Origin of the sequence: Curvibacter delicatus NBRC 14919 (assembly GCF_001592265.1) — a bacterium.
Classification (GTDB): domain Bacteria; phylum Pseudomonadota; class Gammaproteobacteria; order Burkholderiales; family Burkholderiaceae_C; genus Hylemonella; species Hylemonella delicata.
In genome coordinates this window covers 1-17,968 of record NZ_BCWP01000050.1, presented here as the reverse complement: position 1 = coordinate 17,968, position 17,968 = coordinate 1, and the positions used below count along the sequence as shown (strand labels likewise).

The 17,968-nt window shown below is 60.8% G+C and carries 18 protein-coding genes, 2 tRNA genes and 1 pseudogene; 11 read left to right on the top strand and 10 right to left on the bottom strand.

All coding sequences use genetic code 11. The features are described from left to right. Nucleotides 1-204: pseudogene (locus CDE01S_RS18715) on the top strand (hypothetical protein); the annotation flags it as partial. 31 nt (nucleotides 205-235) lie between these two features. On the opposite strand, the gene CDE01S_RS16625 reads toward CDE01S_RS18715, so the two are convergent. After that, nucleotides 236-1,438: a GNAT family N-acetyltransferase gene (locus tag CDE01S_RS16625; protein ID WP_066710233.1), complete on the bottom strand. Its 1,203-nt coding sequence runs from the start codon at nucleotides 1,436-1,438 to the stop codon at nucleotides 236-238. Between the two features lie 27 nt (nucleotides 1,439-1,465). On the opposite strand from CDE01S_RS16625, the gene CDE01S_RS16620 reads away from it, so the two are divergent. Continuing rightward, nucleotides 1,466-3,151 carry an NAD+ synthase gene (locus tag CDE01S_RS16620; protein WP_066710231.1) on the top strand — a complete coding sequence of 562 codons (1,686 nt, stop codon included), beginning with the start codon at nucleotides 1,466-1,468 and terminating at the stop codon, nucleotides 3,149-3,151. Nucleotides 3,152-3,211: 60 nt separating this feature from the next. After that, the gene (locus CDE01S_RS16615; RefSeq protein WP_066710228.1) at nucleotides 3,212-3,550 is read left to right on the top strand and encodes a P-II family nitrogen regulator; all 339 of its coding nucleotides are present in this window, start codon (nucleotides 3,212-3,214) and stop codon (nucleotides 3,548-3,550) included. Here the strand turns inward: CDE01S_RS16615 and CDE01S_RS16610 are convergent. The 6 genes from CDE01S_RS16610 to CDE01S_RS16585 are packed head-to-tail and all read right to left on the bottom strand — an operon-like array spanning nucleotide 3,547 to nucleotide 6,828. Further along, nucleotides 3,547-4,131: an LOG family protein gene (locus tag CDE01S_RS16610; protein WP_066710225.1), complete on the bottom strand. Its 585-nt coding sequence runs from the start codon at nucleotides 4,129-4,131 to the stop codon at nucleotides 3,547-3,549. The genes CDE01S_RS16615 and CDE01S_RS16610 overlap by 4 nt on opposite strands. Further along, complete coding sequence (locus tag CDE01S_RS16605) at nucleotides 4,128-4,529, bottom strand: diacylglycerol kinase (protein ID WP_066710222.1); 402 nt, start codon at nucleotides 4,527-4,529, stop codon at nucleotides 4,128-4,130. The genes CDE01S_RS16610 and CDE01S_RS16605 overlap by 4 nt, the downstream gene beginning before the upstream one ends. Nucleotides 4,530-4,559: 30 nt before the next feature. Beyond that, nucleotides 4,560-5,105, bottom strand: coding sequence for an RDD family protein (locus CDE01S_RS16600; protein WP_084382955.1), 546 nt, complete (start codon nucleotides 5,103-5,105; stop codon nucleotides 4,560-4,562). 23 nt (nucleotides 5,106-5,128) lie between these two features. Next, nucleotides 5,129-5,809, bottom strand: coding sequence for a DUF3106 domain-containing protein (locus CDE01S_RS16595; RefSeq protein WP_084382954.1), 681 nt, complete (start codon nucleotides 5,807-5,809; stop codon nucleotides 5,129-5,131). Between the two features lie 15 nt (nucleotides 5,810-5,824). Next, on the bottom strand, nucleotides 5,825-6,265 hold the full coding sequence (locus CDE01S_RS16590; protein WP_066710217.1) for a DUF3619 family protein: 441 nt from the start codon (nucleotides 6,263-6,265) through the stop codon (nucleotides 5,825-5,827). Beyond that, a complete protein-coding gene (locus CDE01S_RS16585; RefSeq protein ID WP_066710213.1) occupies nucleotides 6,262-6,828 on the bottom strand; it encodes an RNA polymerase sigma factor in 567 nt (188 codons plus the stop codon). Before CDE01S_RS16585 ends, CDE01S_RS16590 begins: the two co-directional genes overlap by 4 nt. Nucleotides 6,829-7,112: 284 nt before the next feature. Here CDE01S_RS16585 and CDE01S_RS16580 point away from each other — a divergent pair, with 284 nt between their 5' ends. The 6 genes from CDE01S_RS16580 (at nucleotide 7,113) to pbpG (ending at nucleotide 14,440) form a co-directional block, all read left to right on the top strand. Next, a complete protein-coding gene (locus CDE01S_RS16580) occupies nucleotides 7,113-8,882 on the top strand; it encodes an acetolactate synthase 3 catalytic subunit (protein WP_066710209.1) in 1,770 nt (589 codons plus the stop codon). A 115-nt stretch (nucleotides 8,883-8,997) separates the two neighbouring features. Continuing rightward, nucleotides 8,998-9,489, top strand: a complete 492-nt coding sequence (gene ilvN, locus CDE01S_RS16575; protein ID WP_066710206.1) for an acetolactate synthase small subunit — start codon at nucleotides 8,998-9,000, stop codon at nucleotides 9,487-9,489. A gap of 31 nt (nucleotides 9,490-9,520) precedes the next feature. After that, nucleotides 9,521-10,537 carry a ketol-acid reductoisomerase gene (gene ilvC / locus CDE01S_RS16570; RefSeq protein ID WP_066710198.1) on the top strand — a complete coding sequence of 339 codons (1,017 nt, stop codon included), beginning with the start codon at nucleotides 9,521-9,523 and terminating at the stop codon, nucleotides 10,535-10,537. 178 nt (nucleotides 10,538-10,715) lie between these two features. After that, nucleotides 10,716-11,528: a CDP-diacylglycerol--serine O-phosphatidyltransferase gene (gene pssA / locus CDE01S_RS16565; protein WP_066710195.1), complete on the top strand. Its 813-nt coding sequence runs from the start codon at nucleotides 10,716-10,718 to the stop codon at nucleotides 11,526-11,528. A gap of 211 nt (nucleotides 11,529-11,739) precedes the next feature. Beyond that, a complete protein-coding gene (locus tag CDE01S_RS16560) occupies nucleotides 11,740-13,278 on the top strand; it encodes a 2-isopropylmalate synthase (protein WP_066710193.1) in 1,539 nt (512 codons plus the stop codon). Between the two features lie 175 nt (nucleotides 13,279-13,453). Then, nucleotides 13,454-14,440 (top strand): D-alanyl-D-alanine endopeptidase, encoded by a 987-nt coding sequence (gene pbpG, locus CDE01S_RS16555; protein ID WP_084382953.1) that lies wholly within the window; start codon nucleotides 13,454-13,456, stop codon nucleotides 14,438-14,440. A 64-nt stretch (nucleotides 14,441-14,504) separates the two neighbouring features. Here the strand turns inward: pbpG and CDE01S_RS16550 are convergent, their stop codons facing one another. The 3 genes from CDE01S_RS16550 to aat all read right to left on the bottom strand — a co-directional run bounded on the left by CDE01S_RS16550 (nucleotide 14,505) and on the right by aat (nucleotide 16,876). After that, nucleotides 14,505-15,302 carry an IclR family transcriptional regulator gene (locus CDE01S_RS16550; RefSeq protein WP_066710189.1) on the bottom strand — a complete coding sequence of 266 codons (798 nt, stop codon included), beginning with the start codon at nucleotides 15,300-15,302 and terminating at the stop codon, nucleotides 14,505-14,507. 75 nt (nucleotides 15,303-15,377) lie between these two features. Then, the gene (locus CDE01S_RS16545) at nucleotides 15,378-16,115 is read right to left on the bottom strand and encodes an arginyltransferase (RefSeq protein WP_066710187.1); all 738 of its coding nucleotides are present in this window, start codon (nucleotides 16,113-16,115) and stop codon (nucleotides 15,378-15,380) included. Beyond that, nucleotides 16,112-16,876, bottom strand: a complete 765-nt coding sequence (gene aat, locus CDE01S_RS16540) for a leucyl/phenylalanyl-tRNA--protein transferase (RefSeq protein ID WP_066710184.1) — start codon at nucleotides 16,874-16,876, stop codon at nucleotides 16,112-16,114. The genes CDE01S_RS16545 and aat overlap by 4 nt, the downstream gene beginning before the upstream one ends. Before the next feature lie 59 nt (nucleotides 16,877-16,935). Between aat and CDE01S_RS16535 the strand changes: the two genes are divergently transcribed. Both CDE01S_RS16535 and CDE01S_RS16530 read left to right on the top strand, forming a co-directional pair. Next, nucleotides 16,936-17,012 (top strand) — tRNA-Pro (locus CDE01S_RS16535). 16 nt (nucleotides 17,013-17,028) lie between these two features. After that, a tRNA-Arg gene (locus CDE01S_RS16530) sits at nucleotides 17,029-17,102 on the top strand. Nucleotides 17,103-17,968 lie beyond the last annotated feature (866 nt).

Genomic DNA, 17,968 nt, shown 5'->3' with positions numbered 1-17,968 from the left:
CTCAATGCACAAGCCGCCCAGACAACGTCGACCTACCGCAGTGCTCCGGTGGCCCCGGCCACGTATGACGCCCCCAAGCCGGTAGCGGCCGTGAGCAAGCCCGCGGCCGCCAAGGCACCCGCTGCCAAGCTTAATGCGCCGGCACCGAAACCAGCACAGAAAGCCAGTGACGCCGACGATAACGGCGACTGGGAAACGTTCTAAGCGGGGTGAAACGGGCTGACGGCGAAAGCGGTCAGCCCTGTTTGAAGGGGGCACGCCGGGCCAGGTCGCTCAGGTAGTACTCCACCCCTGATCCTTCACGTTCCAGAAAACGCTCCACGGCATCGGCAAAGGCCGGATGGGCCAGCCAGTGCGCGCTGCTGGTCTTGACCGGCAGCAGGGCACGCGCCAGCTTGTGCTCGCCTTGGGCACCGCCTTCGAAGCGCTGGTAACCTTGTTCAATGCACCACTGCAGCGGCTGGTAGTAGCAGGCCTCGAAGTGCAGGCAGTCCACCCGCTCCAGCGCGCCCCAGTAGCGGCCCCAGGCCACTTTCTCCGGCCCCTCATCAGAGAGGGCGATCAGGCTGGCCGCCATGGGCTGGCCCTCGCGCTCGGCGATGAAGAGCAGCCAGTGGCCGGCCAGGGTGGCCGCCATGCGGGCGAAGAAGTCACGGTTCAGGTAAGGCGCGTTGCCGTGTTCCAGGTAGGTGCGCTCATAGCAGCGGTAGAAGAAGTCCCAGTCCTTCGGCGTGATGTCGAGCCCGCGTGACCAGCGAAAGCTGACGCCAGCCTCCGAGACCTTGCGCCGTTCCTGGCGGATCTTCTTGCGTTTCTCCTGGGTGAGCGTGCCAAGGAAGTCGTCAAAACTGGCGTAGCCCGGCCGGGTGTTCTGCCAATGGAACTGGACGGTGTGGCGCAGCATCAGGCCGGCATGCCGGCTGGCTGTCAGGTCGCTGTCGCTGCCGAACAGCAGGTGCAAGGAGGAGAGTTGCGCGTCCCGACAGGTCTCAAGTACCGCGTGCACAAGGGCTTCACGCGCGTGGGCATCGCGCGCCAGCAGGCGGCTGCCCGGTACGGGGGTAAAAGGGACGGCCACCACGCCCTTGGGGTAATAGTCCAGGCCGTGCTGGGCGTAGGCATTGGCCCAGGCCCAGTCGAACACGTATTCGCCGTAGGAGTGATCCTTGAGGTAGAGCGGGCAGGCCGCAACCAATGACTGCGCTTTGGGTGTGGTGCCGGCTGAGGAAGACTCTGCCGTGTTTTCCCAGAGTGTGACAAAGCGTGGCGTCCAGCCGGTGGCGGGTGTGGCGCTGCCGCTGGCGTGCAGCGCGGCCAGGTACTCGTGTCGCATGAAAGGCGTGGGCTGGGCCTGTTGCGCCAGCAGGTGGTTCCACTGCGTTGCATCGACCTGCAGCGGGGAATCCAGCACCCGGATGACATAATTGGTTTTGCTCACACGGCTCCCGAACTGTTCTTTCGTCCCATGACACTCCGTATCTGCGTTGCCCAGCTCAATTTTGTCGTCGGCGACCTGGCTGGCAACGCGCAAAAAATCATTGAAGCTGCGCACAGTGCGCATGCTGCCGGTGCGCGCCTGCTGCTGACACCGGAACTCTCCATTTGCGGTTATGCGGCGGAAGACCTGTTTCTGCGCCCGTCGTTCATCGACGCTTGCGATGATGCCGTGAAAACAGTGGCCCGTGAATTGGCCGGGTTAAAGGACATGACGGTGGTGGTGGGGCATCCCACCAGCGTGGATCAGGCGGGACTTCGCACCCGTTCGGTGTCGGTGCCCAACCGGCTGAATGCGGCCAGTGTCCTGTGCGAAGGCCGTGTGGTGGCCCGTTACGCCAAGCGCGAGTTGCCCAACTATCAGGTGTTCGACGAGCGCCGTTACTTCGTGCCGGGGCAGGACGTTTGTGTTTTCGAGGCAGGGCCGTCTGGCGCACGGGTCAAGGTCGGCTTGCTGATCTGTGAAGACGCCTGGTTCGAGGCGCCGGCGCGCCTGACGCGCGAGGCCGGGGCCGAGTTGCTGGCAGTGATCAACGCCTCGCCTTTCCATGTGGGCAAGGGGCTGGAGCGCGAGCAGATGATGCGCCAGCGGGCGCAGGCCTGCGGCCTGCCGCTGGTTTATGCCCATCTGGTGGGCGGGCAGGACGAGGTGGTATTTGAAGGGCATTCCTTTGCCGTCAATGCCGATGGCTCGCTCGCCGGTCGTGCTCCGAGTTTTGAAGAAAATCTGTTTGATATCCTTGTCAATACTGCGCCGGGTGCTATTGATTTGATAGCAAATGTGGCGCCCGAGCGGTCGGCCGACGCCGATCTGTGGGATGCCCTGGTGCTGGGTGTGCGTGACTATGTGGGCAAGAACGGTTTTCCTGGTGCCATCATCGGGCTGTCCGGCGGCATCGACTCGGCGCTGGTGCTGGCGATTGCGGTTGATGCGCTGGGGGCCGAGCGGGTACGCACCGTCATGATGCCGTCACCCTACACGGCCGACATCAGCTGGATCGATGCACGCGACATGGCGGCCCGGCTGGGTGTGCGCTACGACGAGATTTCCATCGTGCCCGAGTTCGAAGCCTTCAAGGCCTCGTTGGCCGACGAGTTCCGTGGTCTGCCGGAAGACGCGACCGAGGAGAACATCCAGGCCCGCATCCGCGGCACCTTGCTGATGGCGTTGTCCAACAAGAGTGGCCGTATCGTGCTGACCACCGGCAACAAGTCGGAAATGGCGACCGGCTACTGCACGCTGTATGGCGACATGGCCGGCGGTTTTGCCGTCATCAAGGATCTGGCCAAGACCACGGTGTTCCGTCTGGCGTACTGGCGCAATGCCCACGACCCGCACGGCAGCGGTGCCAGCCCCATTCCGGAGCGCATCATCACGCGCCCCCCGAGTGCCGAGCTGCGGCCTGACCAGAAGGACCAGGACAGCCTGCCCGCGTACGATGTGCTTGACGCGATTGTTGAGCGCTATATGGAAAACGACGAGGGGATTGAGGCGATCGTGGCCCAGGGTTATGCCCGTGCCGACGTGGAAAAAGTGACCCGCCTCATCAAGATCAATGAATACAAACGCCGCCAGGCGCCGGTCGGCATCCGGGTGACGCACCGCAGCTTTGGCAAGGATTGGCGTTATCCTATTACCAACCGGTTCCGGGCCTGATAATCGGCCCTCGAACCCCATCCAACATCAGCGACAGCTTCAGCAAACAGGAATCCAGAGATGAAACAGATCACCGCCATCATCAAGCCGTTCAAACTGGAAGAGGTGCGCGAAGCCCTGGCCGAATGCGGCGTGAATGGTCTGACCGTGACCGAGGTGAAGGGCTTCGGTCGCCAGAAGGGACATACCGAACTCTACCGCGGGGCCGAGTATGTGGTGGATTTCCTGCCCAAGGTGAAGGTGGAGGTCGTGGTGAAGAGCGATGATGTCGACCGCTGTGTCGACGCTATCGTCAAGGCCGCACACACCGGCAAGATCGGCGATGGCAAGATCTTCATCACCGGTGTCGAGCGCGTGGTGCGTATCCGCACCGGCGAGCTGGACGATTCCGCGATCTAGATCGCGTCGAGTTGCGGAGCCGGCGAGAAGCCGGCATCCTGCACGATGTCCGAGAGCAGGGCCTGAGGATCGGCGCCGATCTGGATCAGGTCCATCTGCCAGTCCCCAAGAAACTGCTGCTCGAGGGTCTTGTCCAAAAAGATCCGCAAGGCATCGTAATAGCCGTCGACATTGAGCAGCCCGATGGGCTTGTCGTGGTAGCCGAGCTGGCGCCAGGTCCAGACTTCGAACAGTTCCTCAAAGGTACCGATGCCCCCCGGCAGCGCCAGAAACGCATCGGCGCGTTCGGCCATCATGCGTTTGCGGTCATGCATGGTGTCCACGATATGGAGCTCGGTGCAGTCGTGCAGGGCCCATTCCTTTTCCACCAGCGCCTTGGGAATCACGCCAACCACGCGACCGCCGGCCTGCAAGGTGGCTTCGGCGGTGATGCCCATCAGCCCGGCCTTGCCACCGCCATAGACCAGCTGGCCGCCGCGCTGGCCGATCCAGGTGCCCACGGCGCGGGCTGCTTCGGCGTAGCTGGGCTTGCTGCCGGGGCGGGAGCCGCAATAAACACAGACGGAGAACGCAGGAGTCATGGAACAAGCCTTTGCCACAGCGCCGCGAGCCAGATGCCGACGCACAGGAGCAGGCTCAACAGCACGGCCGCGCTGCCCATGTCCTTGGCCCGCTTGGAGAGGTCATGCCATTCGGGGCCGATGCGGTCGATGGCGGTTTCAATGCCGGTATTGAGCAACTCGACAATCATCACGATCAGAACGGAGCCAGCCAACAAGGCGATTTCGACCCAGCTCCGACCGATCCAGAACGACAGCGGGAGAAGGACGATGGCTGCAATGGCTTCCTGCCGGAAGGCAGTTTCCTTCCAGCCGGCTCGCAGCCCTTCCATGGAGTAGCCCATGGCATGCCACATGCGGTTGAAGCCGCTCCGGGATTTCTGGGGGTTGACGTCGGCGTTGTCCGGAAAATCTGTCATGCACAGATTGTCGCCCAGCTTTGTGACGCTTCAGCGGCTCAAGGGGCGGGAGGTGATGAGTCGGGTGCCGGCCAGGACGTCGTGCCAGAACTGCTGCTGGGGATGGAAGCGGCTCAGCAATGCCCAAACGGCCACCCAGCCCAGCACGATGATGGCGGACTCGGCGCCGGACAGTCCGAACGGGGCCATGGCTGCCAAAGCAGGTAAAAACCAGAGCCAGCTCAAGACGTAGCGCAGCAAGGCTCGGGCTTGCGTCACCGGGCGACCTTGCGTGTCCACCACGCGGATGTGCCAGGTCTTCATGGCGAGTGTCTGCCCCTTGGCCCAGAACCAGGTGAAGTAGATGCCCAGCACAACGAACAGAAAAGCCTGTTGGACATGCCGGTTGTCGAGCGCATGGCGTGTCTGGGTCAGTGCGCTGAAAAGGTAACCGGCGACGAAAACGACCGCGAACAGCAACATACCTTCATACAGCCAGCACGCCATGCGGCGCCAGAGCCCCGGGGCTTGAAGTGTGAAATGGGTGCCAGAAGGCTGGCCGGAAGATGCGAGGCTGTTTGCCGGATTCGGAATCATGGGGCGGGACGTTCCCCGGCTGGCTAGTGTTGCGTCGTAGCAGTCGGGCTTGACACAGCGGGCTGGGGCAGCAGGGTGTTGGCGTGGACGAGAGGCGGGTGGTTGGGGGCGTTGCTCGGTTTGGGGGTCAGGCGGGTGACTGGCACCTTGGTCAGCTTCTCCGAAGCGGTCTCCGGCTTGAGGACCGCTACACCGGCTGGCTTGACGGTGGCTTTGGCCGCCAGCTTTTTCTTTTCCTCAGGGCTGAGCTCTTGGTAGGCCTGCCATTTGGCCGCTTTTTCCTGCGGAGAGAGTTTCTTGGTTTCGACGAAATTCAGCCGGGCTTGTGTCCGCTGCTGTTGGCTGAGCGACACCCATTCGCTCATGCGGCTGTGCATCATGGCCTGCTCGGCAGGGGACAGGGCGTGGTAATTCTTGGAGATTTCCAGCCATTTGCGTTTGCGATCTTCGCCCAGCTCGTGCCAGTTGCCCGCCAAGGGGCTCAGGGCCTGCTGCTGGGCGGGGGTCAGCTTTTTCCAGGTTTGCTGGTTGACCGATTTGGCCGCCGGGGATTTGCGCGGGGCCGGCGGGACCACCGGGTTGGCGGGTTCGCCTGCCACAACACTGGCGGCAGCGGGTGGCGTCGTCTCGCTCTGGGCGTGCACGGACGGGTAGCTCAAGGCTACCAAGGCGATCCATGCTGAAGCCGCAAAGACTCTTTTCATGACGTCAGGCACTGATTACTGGTCCTGCTGCTCACGGCGCGACTGGAGAAACTGCAAGAAGCCGGCATCGGTATAAGCAGCCGGCGGCAGATCATCCGTGAGGATGGCCGAATCGATATCGGCCAACTCCTTGGCTCGGAAATCGTCGTTGAGCATATTGACAGCAATCAGGCCGGCAATCAGCAGCAACAGAGGGACCAATGCTGCCAGGCGATGCCACAGGCGCCCTTCGCCCTCACCAAAATTGAGCGTGGCTGCACCACCATTGGTCAACACATGGGCTGCCGGGGCAGTTTGGGCGACGCGGTGTTTGCCCAGCGCCTGCATTCGGGCGGCACGCAAACGCTCGGAAATGTCGTAGGGAAGGGTGGCCGTGGATTCAGACAGCCGTGCTGCGACCGTCCGACCGAAACGATCTTGGACGGAGAAGTCCTGGGCGGATGTTGAATGCTTCATAGTCGTATTCCCTTGGCCTTCAAAGCCTTGCTCAGGGCCTGAACCGCCCTGGAACAGTGTGTTTTTACGCTGCCCTCGGAACAGCCCATGGCTGCAGCCGTTTCGGCCACATCCAAATCCTCCCAGTAACGCATGAGGAAGGCTTCCCGTTGACGGGCTGGCAGCTCCAGAATTTCCTTCTCGATCTCATGCAAGACCTGGGCCCGTTCCGTCTGGTTTTCGGCACTTTCGGACTGGTTGGAGCTTTCTGCCGTGTTCAAGGTTTCCAGCAGGTCGAAATCTCCATCCATGTCTTCCGACTCAAAGTCGCTCATGTTCGAAAACAGGGCGTTCCGGGTCTTTTGGCGCCGGAACCAGTCCAGCGTGCAGTTGGACAGAATGCGCTGGAACAGCATGGGCAGTTCAGCGACCGGTTTATGGCCGTAGTGTTCGACCAGTTTCATCATGCTGTCCTGCACGATATCCAGGGCCACCTCGTCGTTGCGGACGTGATACACCGAACGCTTGAACGCGCGTTTTTCAACGCTTTTCAGGAAGTCTGAGAGTTCTTGTTCGGTGGCCAAGCGCGTGAAACCCGGGGTGGTGGAGGTGTCTCGATGTTATGACGCGCCTCGGGGGCGCTGTGGGTGCCGATTATGGCATTGAGCCGATATTTTCCGAGTCAGCATGCTCAATTTCGTTGTTGCAGTGCGATAATGCAAGCTGCATATCAAAAAGCAAACGGGTCACAATCCGGCGCTACAAGCAATGCGCCCATGGTTTTGACCTTAAGTCCCGACGCGACGCCACAAGTGTTTGCGAAGGGGCACCCAAGGTTTTTCGTTAGAGAAATTCACAAAGGTTCATCATGGAAATTTCCAAAGCTGAAATCACGTCGGCTGCTGCTGCCGAGCAGGCAGAAGAATTACGCGGCGCCGAGATCCTGGTCAAGGCCCTGCAGGCCGAGAACGTCAAGTATGTCTGGGGTTACCCAGGCGGTGCCGTTCTGCATATCTACGACGCTTTTTACAAGCAGGACAGCATTCAGCACATTCTGGTGCGTCATGAGCAGGCTGCCGTGCATGCCGCTGACGGCTACGCCCGTGCCACTGGTGATGTCGGCGTGGCGCTGGTGACGTCCGGCCCCGGTGTTACGAACGCCATCACCGGCATCGCCACGGCCTACATGGACAGCATTCCGATGGTGATCGTGACCGGCCAGGTGCCGACGGCTGCCATCGGCCTGGATGCATTCCAGGAGTGCGATACCGTGGGTATCACACGCCCTATCGTCAAGCACAATTTCCTGGTCAAGGACGCGCGCGATCTGGCCATGACGCTGAAAAAGGCCTTCCACATTGCCCGTAGCGGCCGTCCTGGCCCGGTGGTGGTGGACATCCCGAAGGACGTCTCATTCAAGAAGGTGGCGTATACGGGTTACCCGGAATCGGTCGAGATGCGCTCCTACAACCCGGTGCGCAAAGGCCATGCCGGGCAGATCCGCAAGGCGTTGCAACTGTTGTTGACGGCCAAGCGCCCCTACATCTATACCGGTGGCGGCGTGCTGCTGGGCAATGCGACGGCGGAGTTGCGTACCCTGGTGAACATGTTGGGGTATCCCGTCACCAACACCCTGATGGGCCTGGGTGCCTACCCGGCCACCGATCCCAAGTTCCTGGGCATGCTGGGCATGCACGGCACCATGGAGGCCAACAATGCCATGCAGAACTGCGACGTGCTGCTGGCGGTGGGTGCACGCTTCGATGACCGGGTGATTGGCAATCCCAAGCACTTTGCCCAGAACGAGCGCAAGATCATTCACATCGACATTGATCCGTCGAGCATTTCCAAGCGCGTCAAGGTGGACATTCCGATCGTGGGGGATGTCAAGGATGTGCTGACCGAGATGATCGCCATGATCAAGGAAAGCGCCATCAAGCCGGATGCACAGGCTCTGGGGGGCTGGTGGGAGGCGATCGAAGGTTGGCGCAAGCGTGACTGCATGAAGTACGACCGCGGCAACAAGGAAGTCATCAAGCCGCAGTTCGTGATCGAGACGCTGTGGAACATGACCAAGGATGCTGATACCTACATCACGTCCGACGTGGGGCAGCATCAGATGTGGGCGGCCCAGTACTACAAGTTCAACGAGCCGCGCCGCTGGATCAATTCCGGTGGTTTGGGCACCATGGGTGTCGGCATCCCCTACGCCATGGGCATCAAGCTGGCCAAGCCCGAGAGCGAGGTGTATTGCGTGACGGGTGAAGGCTCGGTGCAGATGTGCATCCAGGAGCTCTCGACCTGTCTGCAGTACAACACGCCAATCAAGATCCTGTCGCTGAACAACCGCTATCTCGGGATGGTGCGTCAATGGCAGGAGATCGAGTACTCGGGGCGTTACAGCCACAGCTACATGGACGCGTTGCCCAACTTCGTGAAGCTGGCTGAGGCGTATGGCCACGTCGGCATGCTGATTGAGCGGCCGCAGGACGTAGAGCCGGCGCTGCGCGAGGCCCGAAAACTCAAGGACCGCACGGTGTTCATGGACTTCCGTACCGACCCGACGGAGAATGTCTTCCCGATGGTGCAGGCCGGCAAGGGCATCACCGAGATGCTGCTGGGTAGCGAGGACCTGTAAACACAAGGGCCAGGTCCCCACCCGGAGCTGGCTCATCTTTTGACGAATCTATTGTCTGCCAAGCCCTGTCGTTACCGCGGCCGGGGGAGGGCAGCGAAAAGAGGAATCCTTAAAAATGAAACACATCATTGCCGTCTTGCTGGAGAACGAGCCGGGCGCTCTTTCCCGCGTGGTGGGCCTGTTCTCGGCCCGTGGCTACAACATCGAGTCCCTGACCGTGGCGCCGACCGAGGATGCCAGTCTGTCGCGCATGACCATCCAGACCACCGGTTCGGACGATGTCATCGAGCAGATCACCAAGCACCTCAACCGCCTGATCGAGGTGGTCAAGGTGGTGGATCTGACCGAAGGCGCCTACATCGAGCGCGAACTCATGATGGTCAAGGTGCGCGCGGTGGGCAAGGAGCGCGAGGAGATGAAGCGCATGGCCGACATCTTCCGTGGCCGTATCATTGATGTCACCGACAAGAGCTACACCATCGAATTGACCGGCGATCATTCCAAGAACGATGCCTTCTTGGAAGCAATTGACCGCAGTGCCATTCTGGAAACCGTTCGGACCGGCAGCAGCGGCGTCGGCCGTGGCGAACGTATTCTGCGCGTCTGATTCATAACCAAGTTTTACCAAGGAGAAAGAAGTGAAAGTTTTCTACGACAAGGACTGTGACCTGAGCCTGATCAAGGGTAAGACCGTGGCCATCATTGGCTATGGCAGCCAAGGCCATGCCCACGCTCAAAATCTGAATGACAGCGGCGTGAAGGTCGTGGTTGGTCTGCGCAAGGGCGGCGCTTCCTGGGACAAGGTCGGCAAGGCCGGTCTGACCGTGATGGAAGTCAACGATGCCGTCAAGGCCGCTGACGTGGTCATGATCCTGTTGCCTGACGAGCAGATTGCCGAGGTGTACACCAACAACGTGGCACCGAACATCAAGCAAGGTGCCTCGCTGGCTTTTGCCCATGGCTTCAACGTGCACTACAACCAGGTCGTGCCGCGTGCCGATCTGGACGTGTGGATGGTGGCGCCCAAGGCCCCGGGCCACACTGTGCGCAGCACCTATGCCCAGGGCGGCGGCGTGCCTCATCTGGTGGCGGTGCACCAGGACAAGAGCGGCAAGGCCCGCGACCTGGCCCTGTCCTACGCCATGGCCAACGGTGGCGGCAAGGCCGGCATCATCGAGACCAACTTCAAGGAAGAAACCGAGACCGACCTGTTCGGCGAGCAGGCCGTGTTGTGCGGTGGCGCCGTCGAACTGATCAAGATGGGCTATGAGACCCTGGTCGAGGCAGGTTATGCCCCCGAGATGGCCTATTTCGAGTGCCTGCACGAACTCAAGCTGATCGTGGACCTGATCTATGAAGGCGGCATCGCCAACATGAACTACTCGATCTCGAACAACGCCGAGTTCGGTGAGTACGTGACCGGTCCCGAGGTCATCAACGAGCAGTCGCGCGCGGCCATGCGCAATGCGCTCAAGCGCATCCAGAACGGCGATTACGCCAAGATGTTCATCCAGGAAGGCCGCCTGAACTACCCGAGCATGACGGCGCGTCGTCGCAACACGGCAGACCACTCCATCGAGAAGGTGGGTACCCAGCTGCGCGCCATGATGCCCTGGATTGCCAAGAACAAGCTGGTGGACCAGACCCGCAACTAAGCAGCATTCCGTGCTTGAGACAAAGGCCACTTCGGTGGCCTTTGTTTTTGTTTGCGCCTTGTCTTTCGGGTGACTTACACTCGAACTCTATGGATTACCTCAATACTTTCTGTTTCCGGGCGGCAGGCATCGGGGCCGTGATTTCCGAAGATCTGTTTTTGAAGGCTGGGGTCTGACCATGCATGACGGTGAAGAAACATTCTCCGAAGGTGAAGCCGTGATGGTGCGCAAGCGTCGCAAGGGCATCTACATCCTTCCCAACCTGTTCACGCTGGCGGCCTTGTTCGGTGGCTTCTTTGCCATCGTGATGGCCATGAATGAGCGTTTTGACATGGCGGCCATTGGCGTGTTCTGCGCCATGGTGCTCGACAGCCTGGACGGCCGTGTGGCGCGCATGACGAACACACAAAGCGCGTTTGGCGAGCAGATGGACTCCCTCTCCGACATGGTGTCGTTTGGCGCCGCGCCTGCCTTGATTTCCTACGAGTGGGCGCTCAAAGGCCTGGGGCGTTGGGGCTGGGTGGCTGCCTTCGTCTATTGCGCCTGTGCGGCACTGCGACTGGCGCGTTTTAATGTCAACACGACCGTGGTGGACAAGCGTTATTTCCAGGGGCTGCCGTCACCTGCGGCGGCGGCACTTGTCACGGGTTTCATCTGGATCATGACCGAGCTTGGCGTGGCAGGGCCGACGGTAGCCTGGCCCATGTTTGTGCTGGCCCTGTATGCCGGTCTGACCATGGTCAGCAATGTGCCGTTCTACAGCTTCAAGGACATCCAGATGAAAAAGAGCGTTCCCTTCGCGGTGATCGTTCTGATCGCCCTGGGCATTGCTGTCATCAATATCCATCCGCCCATCGTGCTCTTCGGCGTTTTTGTGGTCTATGGCTTGAGCGGCTATGCGGTCTATGGCTGGCGCAAGGCCAAGGGCAAGCCCACCAGTGTGATCAGCACCTCGACCGATGAGCCGGACGAGCGTGGGCTGCACCAGTAATCGGCGTCATGGCAGAAGCCAATGCGCACGCTCATATCTTGTGGTACATTGAACCCATGAAATCTATTTCGCTAGCTCTACTGCTGCTACGCCAACACGGGCGGGATTGCTAGCGCGCGCGCAGATTTTCCACAAGGCCCGTATGCACTCGCAACGGGCCTTTTGCTTTGTACTTTGTCATTTTTGAATCGCAGGAAACCAGGAGAACGAGATGGCCGACAAACTGATCATTTTTGATACCACCTTGCGCGATGGCGAGCAGTCGCCCGGCGCATCCATGACCAAAGATGAAAAGCTGCGCATTGCCCGGCAACTGGAACGCCTGAAGGTGGATGTCATCGAAGCCGGTTTTGCGGCCAGCTCCAATGGCGACTTCGAGGCGGTCCAGAACATTGCCAATGCCATCAAGGACTCCACCGTTTGTTCCCTTTCGCGTGCCAATGACCGCGACATCGCACGTGCAGCCGAAGCGCTCAAGGGGGCCAACAGCGCCCGCATCCATACCTTCATCGCCACGTCGCCGCTGCACATGGAGAAGAAGCTGCGCATGACGCCGGAGCAGGTGCTGGAGCAGGCCAAACTGGCGGTGCGCTTCGCCCGCAACCAGGTGGCCGATATCGAGTTCAGCGCTGAAGATGGCTACCGAAGCGAGATGGATTTCCTCTGCCGCGTGGTGGAGGCCGTCATCAAGGAGGGGGCTACCACCATCAACATCCCCGACACCGTGGGCTATGCCATTCCCGAACTCTACGGCAACTTCATCAAGACCCTGCGTGAGCGTGTGCCCAACTCGGACAAGGCGATCTGGTCGGTGCACTGCCACAACGATCTCGGCATGGCCGTGGCCAATTCGCTGGCCGGGGTGAAGATCGGCGGTGCCCGTCAGGTCGAGTGCACCATCAACGGTCTGGGTGAGCGGGCCGGCAACTGCAGTCTGGAAGAGGTGGTGATGGCGGTCAAGACCCGTCGTGACTACTTCAATCTGGATGTTGCCATTGACACCAAACACATCGTGGCGGCCAGCCGCATGGTCAGTCAGACCACTGGTTTCGTGGTGCAGCCGAACAAGGCGGTGGTGGGGGCTAATGCCTTTGCCCATGCCTCCGGCATTCACCAGGACGGCGTGCTCAAGGCACGCGACACCTACGAGATCATGCGCGCCGAGGATGTGGGCTGGTCTGCCAACAAGATCGTGCTGGGCAAGCTCAGCGGCCGCAACGCCTTCAAGCAGCGCTTGCAAGAGTTGGGCGTGTCGCTGGACAGCGAGACCGAGATCAACACCGCCTTCGCCAAGTTCAAGGAGCTGGCCGACCGCAAGAGCGAGATCTTCGACGAGGACATCCTGGCCCTGGTCAGCGACGAGAGTGTGACCAGCGAGAAGGAAAGGTATGGTTTCGTCTCCCTGTCCCAGCACAGCGAAACCGGTGAGCGGCCGCAGGCAGCCATCGTGTTCACGGTGGAGGGCAAGGAGGTCAAGGGTGTGTCTGATGGCAACGGCCCCGTGGATGCCTCACTCAAGGCCATCGAGTCCCATGTGAAAAGCGGGGCGGAAATGGTGCTTTATTCGGTGAATGCCATCAGCGGATCGACCGAAAGTCAGGGGGAGGTGACTGTGCGGCTGCAGAACAGCGGCCGGGTGGTCAATGGCGTCGGTGCCGACCCCGATATCGTGGTCGCTTCGGCCAAGGCGTACCTGAGCGCACTCAACAAGTTGTCCAGCAAAGCCGACCGGGTGGCTGCCCAGGGCTAGGGGGAGGCCCCGATTGCAGGAGTTTGTTGAGATAAATCGCGCAAGTGCTTGATCTTGCGCGATTTTTTTTGTATAAACCAAGGCATTGACTATGTTCGGAGAAGAATGCATGCGGATTCAAAACAAAGCTGTTTGGGTAAGCTCTTTGAATCGATTGGTTTGGGGCCTGTGCGCCATGTCGGTTTTGACGGTTTTTGCCGCCACCGACGCCCAAGCTGCCAAAGTCCGCGTCGCCGATAACAAACCGAGCGTCAAGCGCAAGGTTTCCAAGACCATCTACGTCGCCAAGCGCAAACCGGTTGTGCGGGCAGCCGTCATTCCGGCCAAGCCTTCTTTCGGCCAATTGGCCGGCTTGCATCAGGCACAGGATGCGCTGGATCTCAAGTCCAGCGTGGCCTTGGTGGTGGACCAGGATACGCATGAAGTCCTCTTCAGCAAGAACGAGCAGGCGGTTCTGCCGATTGCCTCGCTGACCAAGCTGATGACCGGCCTGATCATCAGCGAAGCCAAGCTGCCGATGGACGAGATGCTCACCATCACGCAAGACGATGTCGATACCGAGAAGGGCAGCTCTTCCCGTTTGCGCGTGGGCACCACGCTCAGCCGTGCCGAGCTGCTGCATCTGGCCTTGATGTCCAGCGAGAACCGGGCTGCCAGTGCGCTCGGGCGTACCTACCCGGGCGGCCTCGCCGCCTTCGTCAGCTTGATGAACGCCAAGGCGCGCATGCTCGGCATGCACGACACCCGTTATGTCGAGCCGACCGGCCTGTCCAGCAAGAACCAGTCGAGCGCCAAGGATCTGGCCATGCTGGTCAATGTGGCATCGGCCGACCCGCTGTTGCGTGAGTACTCGACTTCGCCCGGCTATCAGGTCGCCGTCGGCCGGCAGGTGCTGCAGTACAACAACACCAACCGGCTGGTGAAGAACCCGACCTGGGACATCGGCCTGCAAAAAACGGGCTATATCTCCGAAGCCGGTCAGTGCCTGGTGATGCAGGCGCAGGTGGCGGGCCGCAAGCTCATCATGGTGTTCCTGGACTCTGCCGGCAAGCTCACTCGCATTGCCGATGCGGAGCGCGTACGGCGCTGGGTCGAGTCGATTCCCCCGCACACACGACCGGTCACAGGGATGGGCGGCAGCGAGAAACTGGCGCTCTACTGATCACCCTTATCACTGATGCACATCGCGCCCCTCTTGAGGGGCGCGATTCATTGGTGGGGCAGGGTTACTGCAGTGGTGGCTTGGTGCCAGGCTGGTAGCCCAAGGTGCGGGAAATCTCGTCTGCCACGGCTTGCAGCTTGGGCAGCCATTCCTCATCCAGCCGTCCTGTCGGGGCGGAGATCGACAAACCGGCCACCAGCTTGCCCTGGTCGTCGTAGATGCCGGCAGCCATGCAACGCACGCCCAGTTCCAGTTCCTCATCATCGCGTGCCACGCCGTACTGGCGCACTTTGGACAGCTCGCGCTCCAGCACCGGCAGTTGCGTGATGCTGTTCTTGGTGTGGCCGCTCAGGCCTGTGCGGGTGGCGTAGGCGCGCACGCGTTGCGGGTCTTCCGCCGCCAGAAACAGCTTGCCAACCGAGGTCAGGTGCAGCGGGGCGTGGCCGCCGATGGCGCGCACCACCTGCATGCCCGAACGTTCGCTGTAGGCGCGCTCGATGTAGACGATCTCGTCGCCCTGGCGCATGCTCAGGTTCACGGGTTGGTGAATCTGCTTGTGCAGTTCACGCATCGGTGTCATGGCGGCATCACGCACGTTGAGCCGCCCCTTCACCAGATTGCCCAGTTCCAGCAGTCGCATGCCCAGGCGGTAAGTGCCGGGCTGGGGGCGGTCCACGTAGCGGCCAATGGCCAGATCGTTGAGGATGCGATGGGCCGTGGAAGGGTGCAGGCCGGTTTTGGCGCTGATTTCCTTCAGCGACACGGCCTCTTCCCGTGAGGCCAGCACGTCCATCAGGGTGAACATGCGCTCAATCACCTGGACGGTGGGCGTGGTATTGATATCGGGATCTGTTTTTTTCATGACCTGCTCCTGAACCTGGTCATGATTTTACTTCGTGAAATTGGTTTTCTTGGCGTCCAGCCTGTCATTCCGACGTTATTCGAGGGCGGCCCAACTGCCGTCCAGCAGCACCTCGTTTGGCGCATAGCGGGCCTTGTAGTTCATTTTCTGGCTGTCGGCGATCCAGTAGCCGAGGTAGACGTAGCGCAAGCCCATGGAGCGCGCCTGTTCGATTTGCCAGAGGATGTTGTAGGTGCCGTAGCTGGCGTGATCTTCCGGTTCATAGAACGTGTAGACCGCTGACAGTCCGTCGTCCAGGACGTCGAGGATGGAGACCATCTTCAGTGCGCCGGCGCTGCCGTCCGCTTGCGATTCACGGAATTCGACCAGGCGGGAGTTGACCCGGCTTTGCAGCAGAAACTGGGTGTATTGGTCAATGCTGTCCTGGTCCATGCCGCCGCCGGCATGACGGCCGTTCTGGTAGCGCAGATAGAGCTGATAGTGCTCTGGCATGAAGCACAGCTTGAGCACGCGGGCCTGCAAGGTCTGGTGCTGCCGCCAGGCACGGCGCTGACTGCGCGTCGCCTGGAATTCCTGTGCCAGTACCCGCAGCGGGGTGCAGGCCTGGCAACCGTCGCAATACGGACGGTAGGTGAACATGCCGCTGCGGCGAAAGCCCTTGGTCACCAGCTCGGAGTAGGTGGCGTTGTTGATCAGGTGGCTGGGGGTTGCCACCTGCGAGCGGGCCAGACGGTTGTCGAGATAGCTGCACGGATAGGGCGCGGTGGCATAGAACTGCAAGGTCTGCAGGGGAAGATCCTTGAGGTGCGTCACATGGGCTCCGACGGCGTGGCAGTGAGTTGTTGCCAGTATAGAGCTTCAAAATGCCAGTGAGGCGGCTTCTCGTGGCGTGCCTGGCGCACCCTTTCCAGGAAGGCGGCGCGCGCCATCTCCTGCGCACCGAGTGATGCCAGGTGGCGGGTGTTCTGCTGGCAGTCGATTTGGCGGATGCCATGCTGACGGCAGAAGCAGACCAGCGCCGCCAGCGCGATCTTGGAGGCGTCGCTCACGCGTGTGAACATCGATTCGCCAAAGACGGCTTTGCCCAGTGCCACGCAGTACAAGCCGCCGACCAGTTGGCCGTCAATCCAGGTCTCCACGCTGTGGGCGAAGCCGGCCCGGTGCAGGGCGCGGTAAGCCAGTACCATGGGCGGCACGATCCAGGTGCCTGACTGGCCTTCGCGCGCACTGCCGGCGCAGGCCGCGATCACCTGGTCGAAGGCCGAGTCGATGCGGACCTCGCAGCCGGGCGTGGCCATGAATTTCTGCAGCGTTTTCCTGAGCGAGCGATGCAGGCGAAAGTTGGCGACGTCCAGCACCATGCGCGGGTCGGGGCTCCACCACAGGATCGGCTGGCCTATGCTGAACCAGGGAAAGATGCCCTCGGCATAAGCTTGGCACAAGGTCGGCACGTCCAGTTGGCCACCTGCCGCCAGCAGGCCTGGGGCTTCGGCGTTGGCGCCCCACGCTTGGGTGACGGGAGGAAAGTCGTCGCCGGGTTCGAGCCAGGGCAGGGGCGGTGAGTGCGAATGCATCCAATAACTTTAGCCGAGCCTGAAATCACCTCACGGAGCCGGTAGAATACGCAGCTTGTCGGGGCGTAGCGCAGCCTGGTAGCGCATCTGCTTTGGGAGCAGAGGGTCGCGAGTTCGAATCCCGCCGCCCCGACCATCTCTTCACGATCTCTGCCCGTAGCTCAGTTGGATAGAGCAACAGCCTTCTAAGCTGTGGGTCGGGGGTTCGATCCGCTCCCGTCAGGTGGAAAAAATCCTTATTTTTCAATAGGTTAGTGGATTCCCTTCGGATCACGCTAACCCCGGACTGGGCATTATTTTGCGCCCAGCTGGCACAAAATTGGCACCGTTTGAGACGGCTCGGGAAAATTTGGGATCGCTTGAGCTGATGTGGCTGGCACACAACTGGCACCACCACTGTTCTCCAACGTTTGACAGGATCACAGCGCCACGTATGCTTATGGTCAGTCGAATCCACTAGGTCGACTGCGGACTTACGGTCTGCATTTTGTATATCGGCGGTTGCAATGCGCCTCCACCGATTTTCGTTGCGGCCCCTTTCCCCGTCGCCGGCACGCTCACGAATCCTTTCAGCGTATATCGGCTGCAACCCCGCAGCGTGAACGCCAGCATTGACCAGCTAAGTCGTCCTTAAGTTGCGACGACAGGGTCCGTTTGCGCACGCCGCGTAGCAGTACGGGGTTAGGAGAGCGAATGTGGATGATGTTCAGAACATGAGCCACGGGAGAGACTTGGGCTTGCTTGATTTGCGCCAGGCGGCGCGATTGGTCGGCGTTGGATATGAGGGCTTCCGCCGATGGGCTGTCGCGAGGCCGCCCGAGGGATTTCCGCCATTTGTGATGATCGGGAATCGCTATTACCTGCGCCGTGTACAGCTCATAGGGTGGCTTGAGGGAAAGGCATTCACGCAGGAGACGGTTCGGAGTGAAGAGCGTTCACAGAACTCCCCTGTGCGAGGTCGCGGCAGACCACCAAATCAGCAACGAGTGTGATGAATCTGCGTAAATGCGCTCCTGCGCAAGAATTATTTGTCTGCTCTGCAGGGCGGCCATCCGAGCCAACGTCACGATGTACTGATTAGGGATTTGCTGA

Excerpts from the sequence above, each read along its gene's own strand:
- CDE01S_RS16620 (WP_066710231.1), top strand. The coding sequence starts at position 1,466 with ATGACACTCCGTATCTGCGTTGCCCAGCTCAATTTTGTCGTCGGCGAC.
- CDE01S_RS16615 (WP_066710228.1), top strand. The coding sequence starts at position 3,212 with ATGAAACAGATCACCGCCATCATCAAGCCGTTCAAACTGGAAGAGGTG.
- CDE01S_RS16610 (WP_066710225.1), bottom strand. The coding sequence starts at position 4,131 with ATGACTCCTGCGTTCTCCGTCTGTGTTTATTGCGGCTCCCGCCCCGGC.
- CDE01S_RS16605 (WP_066710222.1), bottom strand. The coding sequence starts at position 4,529 with ATGACAGATTTTCCGGACAACGCCGACGTCAACCCCCAGAAATCCCGG.
- CDE01S_RS16600 (WP_084382955.1), bottom strand. The coding sequence starts at position 5,105 with ATGATTCCGAATCCGGCAAACAGCCTCGCATCTTCCGGCCAGCCTTCT.
- CDE01S_RS16595 (WP_084382954.1), bottom strand. The coding sequence starts at position 5,809 with ATGAAAAGAGTCTTTGCGGCTTCAGCATGGATCGCCTTGGTAGCCTTG.
- CDE01S_RS16590 (WP_066710217.1), bottom strand. The coding sequence starts at position 6,265 with ATGAAGCATTCAACATCCGCCCAGGACTTCTCCGTCCAAGATCGTTTC.
- CDE01S_RS16580 (WP_066710209.1), top strand. The coding sequence starts at position 7,113 with ATGGAAATTTCCAAAGCTGAAATCACGTCGGCTGCTGCTGCCGAGCAG.
- ilvN (WP_066710206.1), top strand. The coding sequence starts at position 8,998 with ATGAAACACATCATTGCCGTCTTGCTGGAGAACGAGCCGGGCGCTCTT.
- pssA (WP_066710195.1), top strand. The coding sequence starts at position 10,716 with ATGCATGACGGTGAAGAAACATTCTCCGAAGGTGAAGCCGTGATGGTG.
- CDE01S_RS16560 (WP_066710193.1), top strand. The coding sequence starts at position 11,740 with ATGGCCGACAAACTGATCATTTTTGATACCACCTTGCGCGATGGCGAG.
- pbpG (WP_084382953.1), top strand. The coding sequence starts at position 13,454 with ATGTCGGTTTTGACGGTTTTTGCCGCCACCGACGCCCAAGCTGCCAAA.
- CDE01S_RS16550 (WP_066710189.1), bottom strand. The coding sequence starts at position 15,302 with ATGAAAAAAACAGATCCCGATATCAATACCACGCCCACCGTCCAGGTG.
- aat (WP_066710184.1), bottom strand. The coding sequence starts at position 16,876 with ATGCATTCGCACTCACCGCCCCTGCCCTGGCTCGAACCCGGCGACGAC.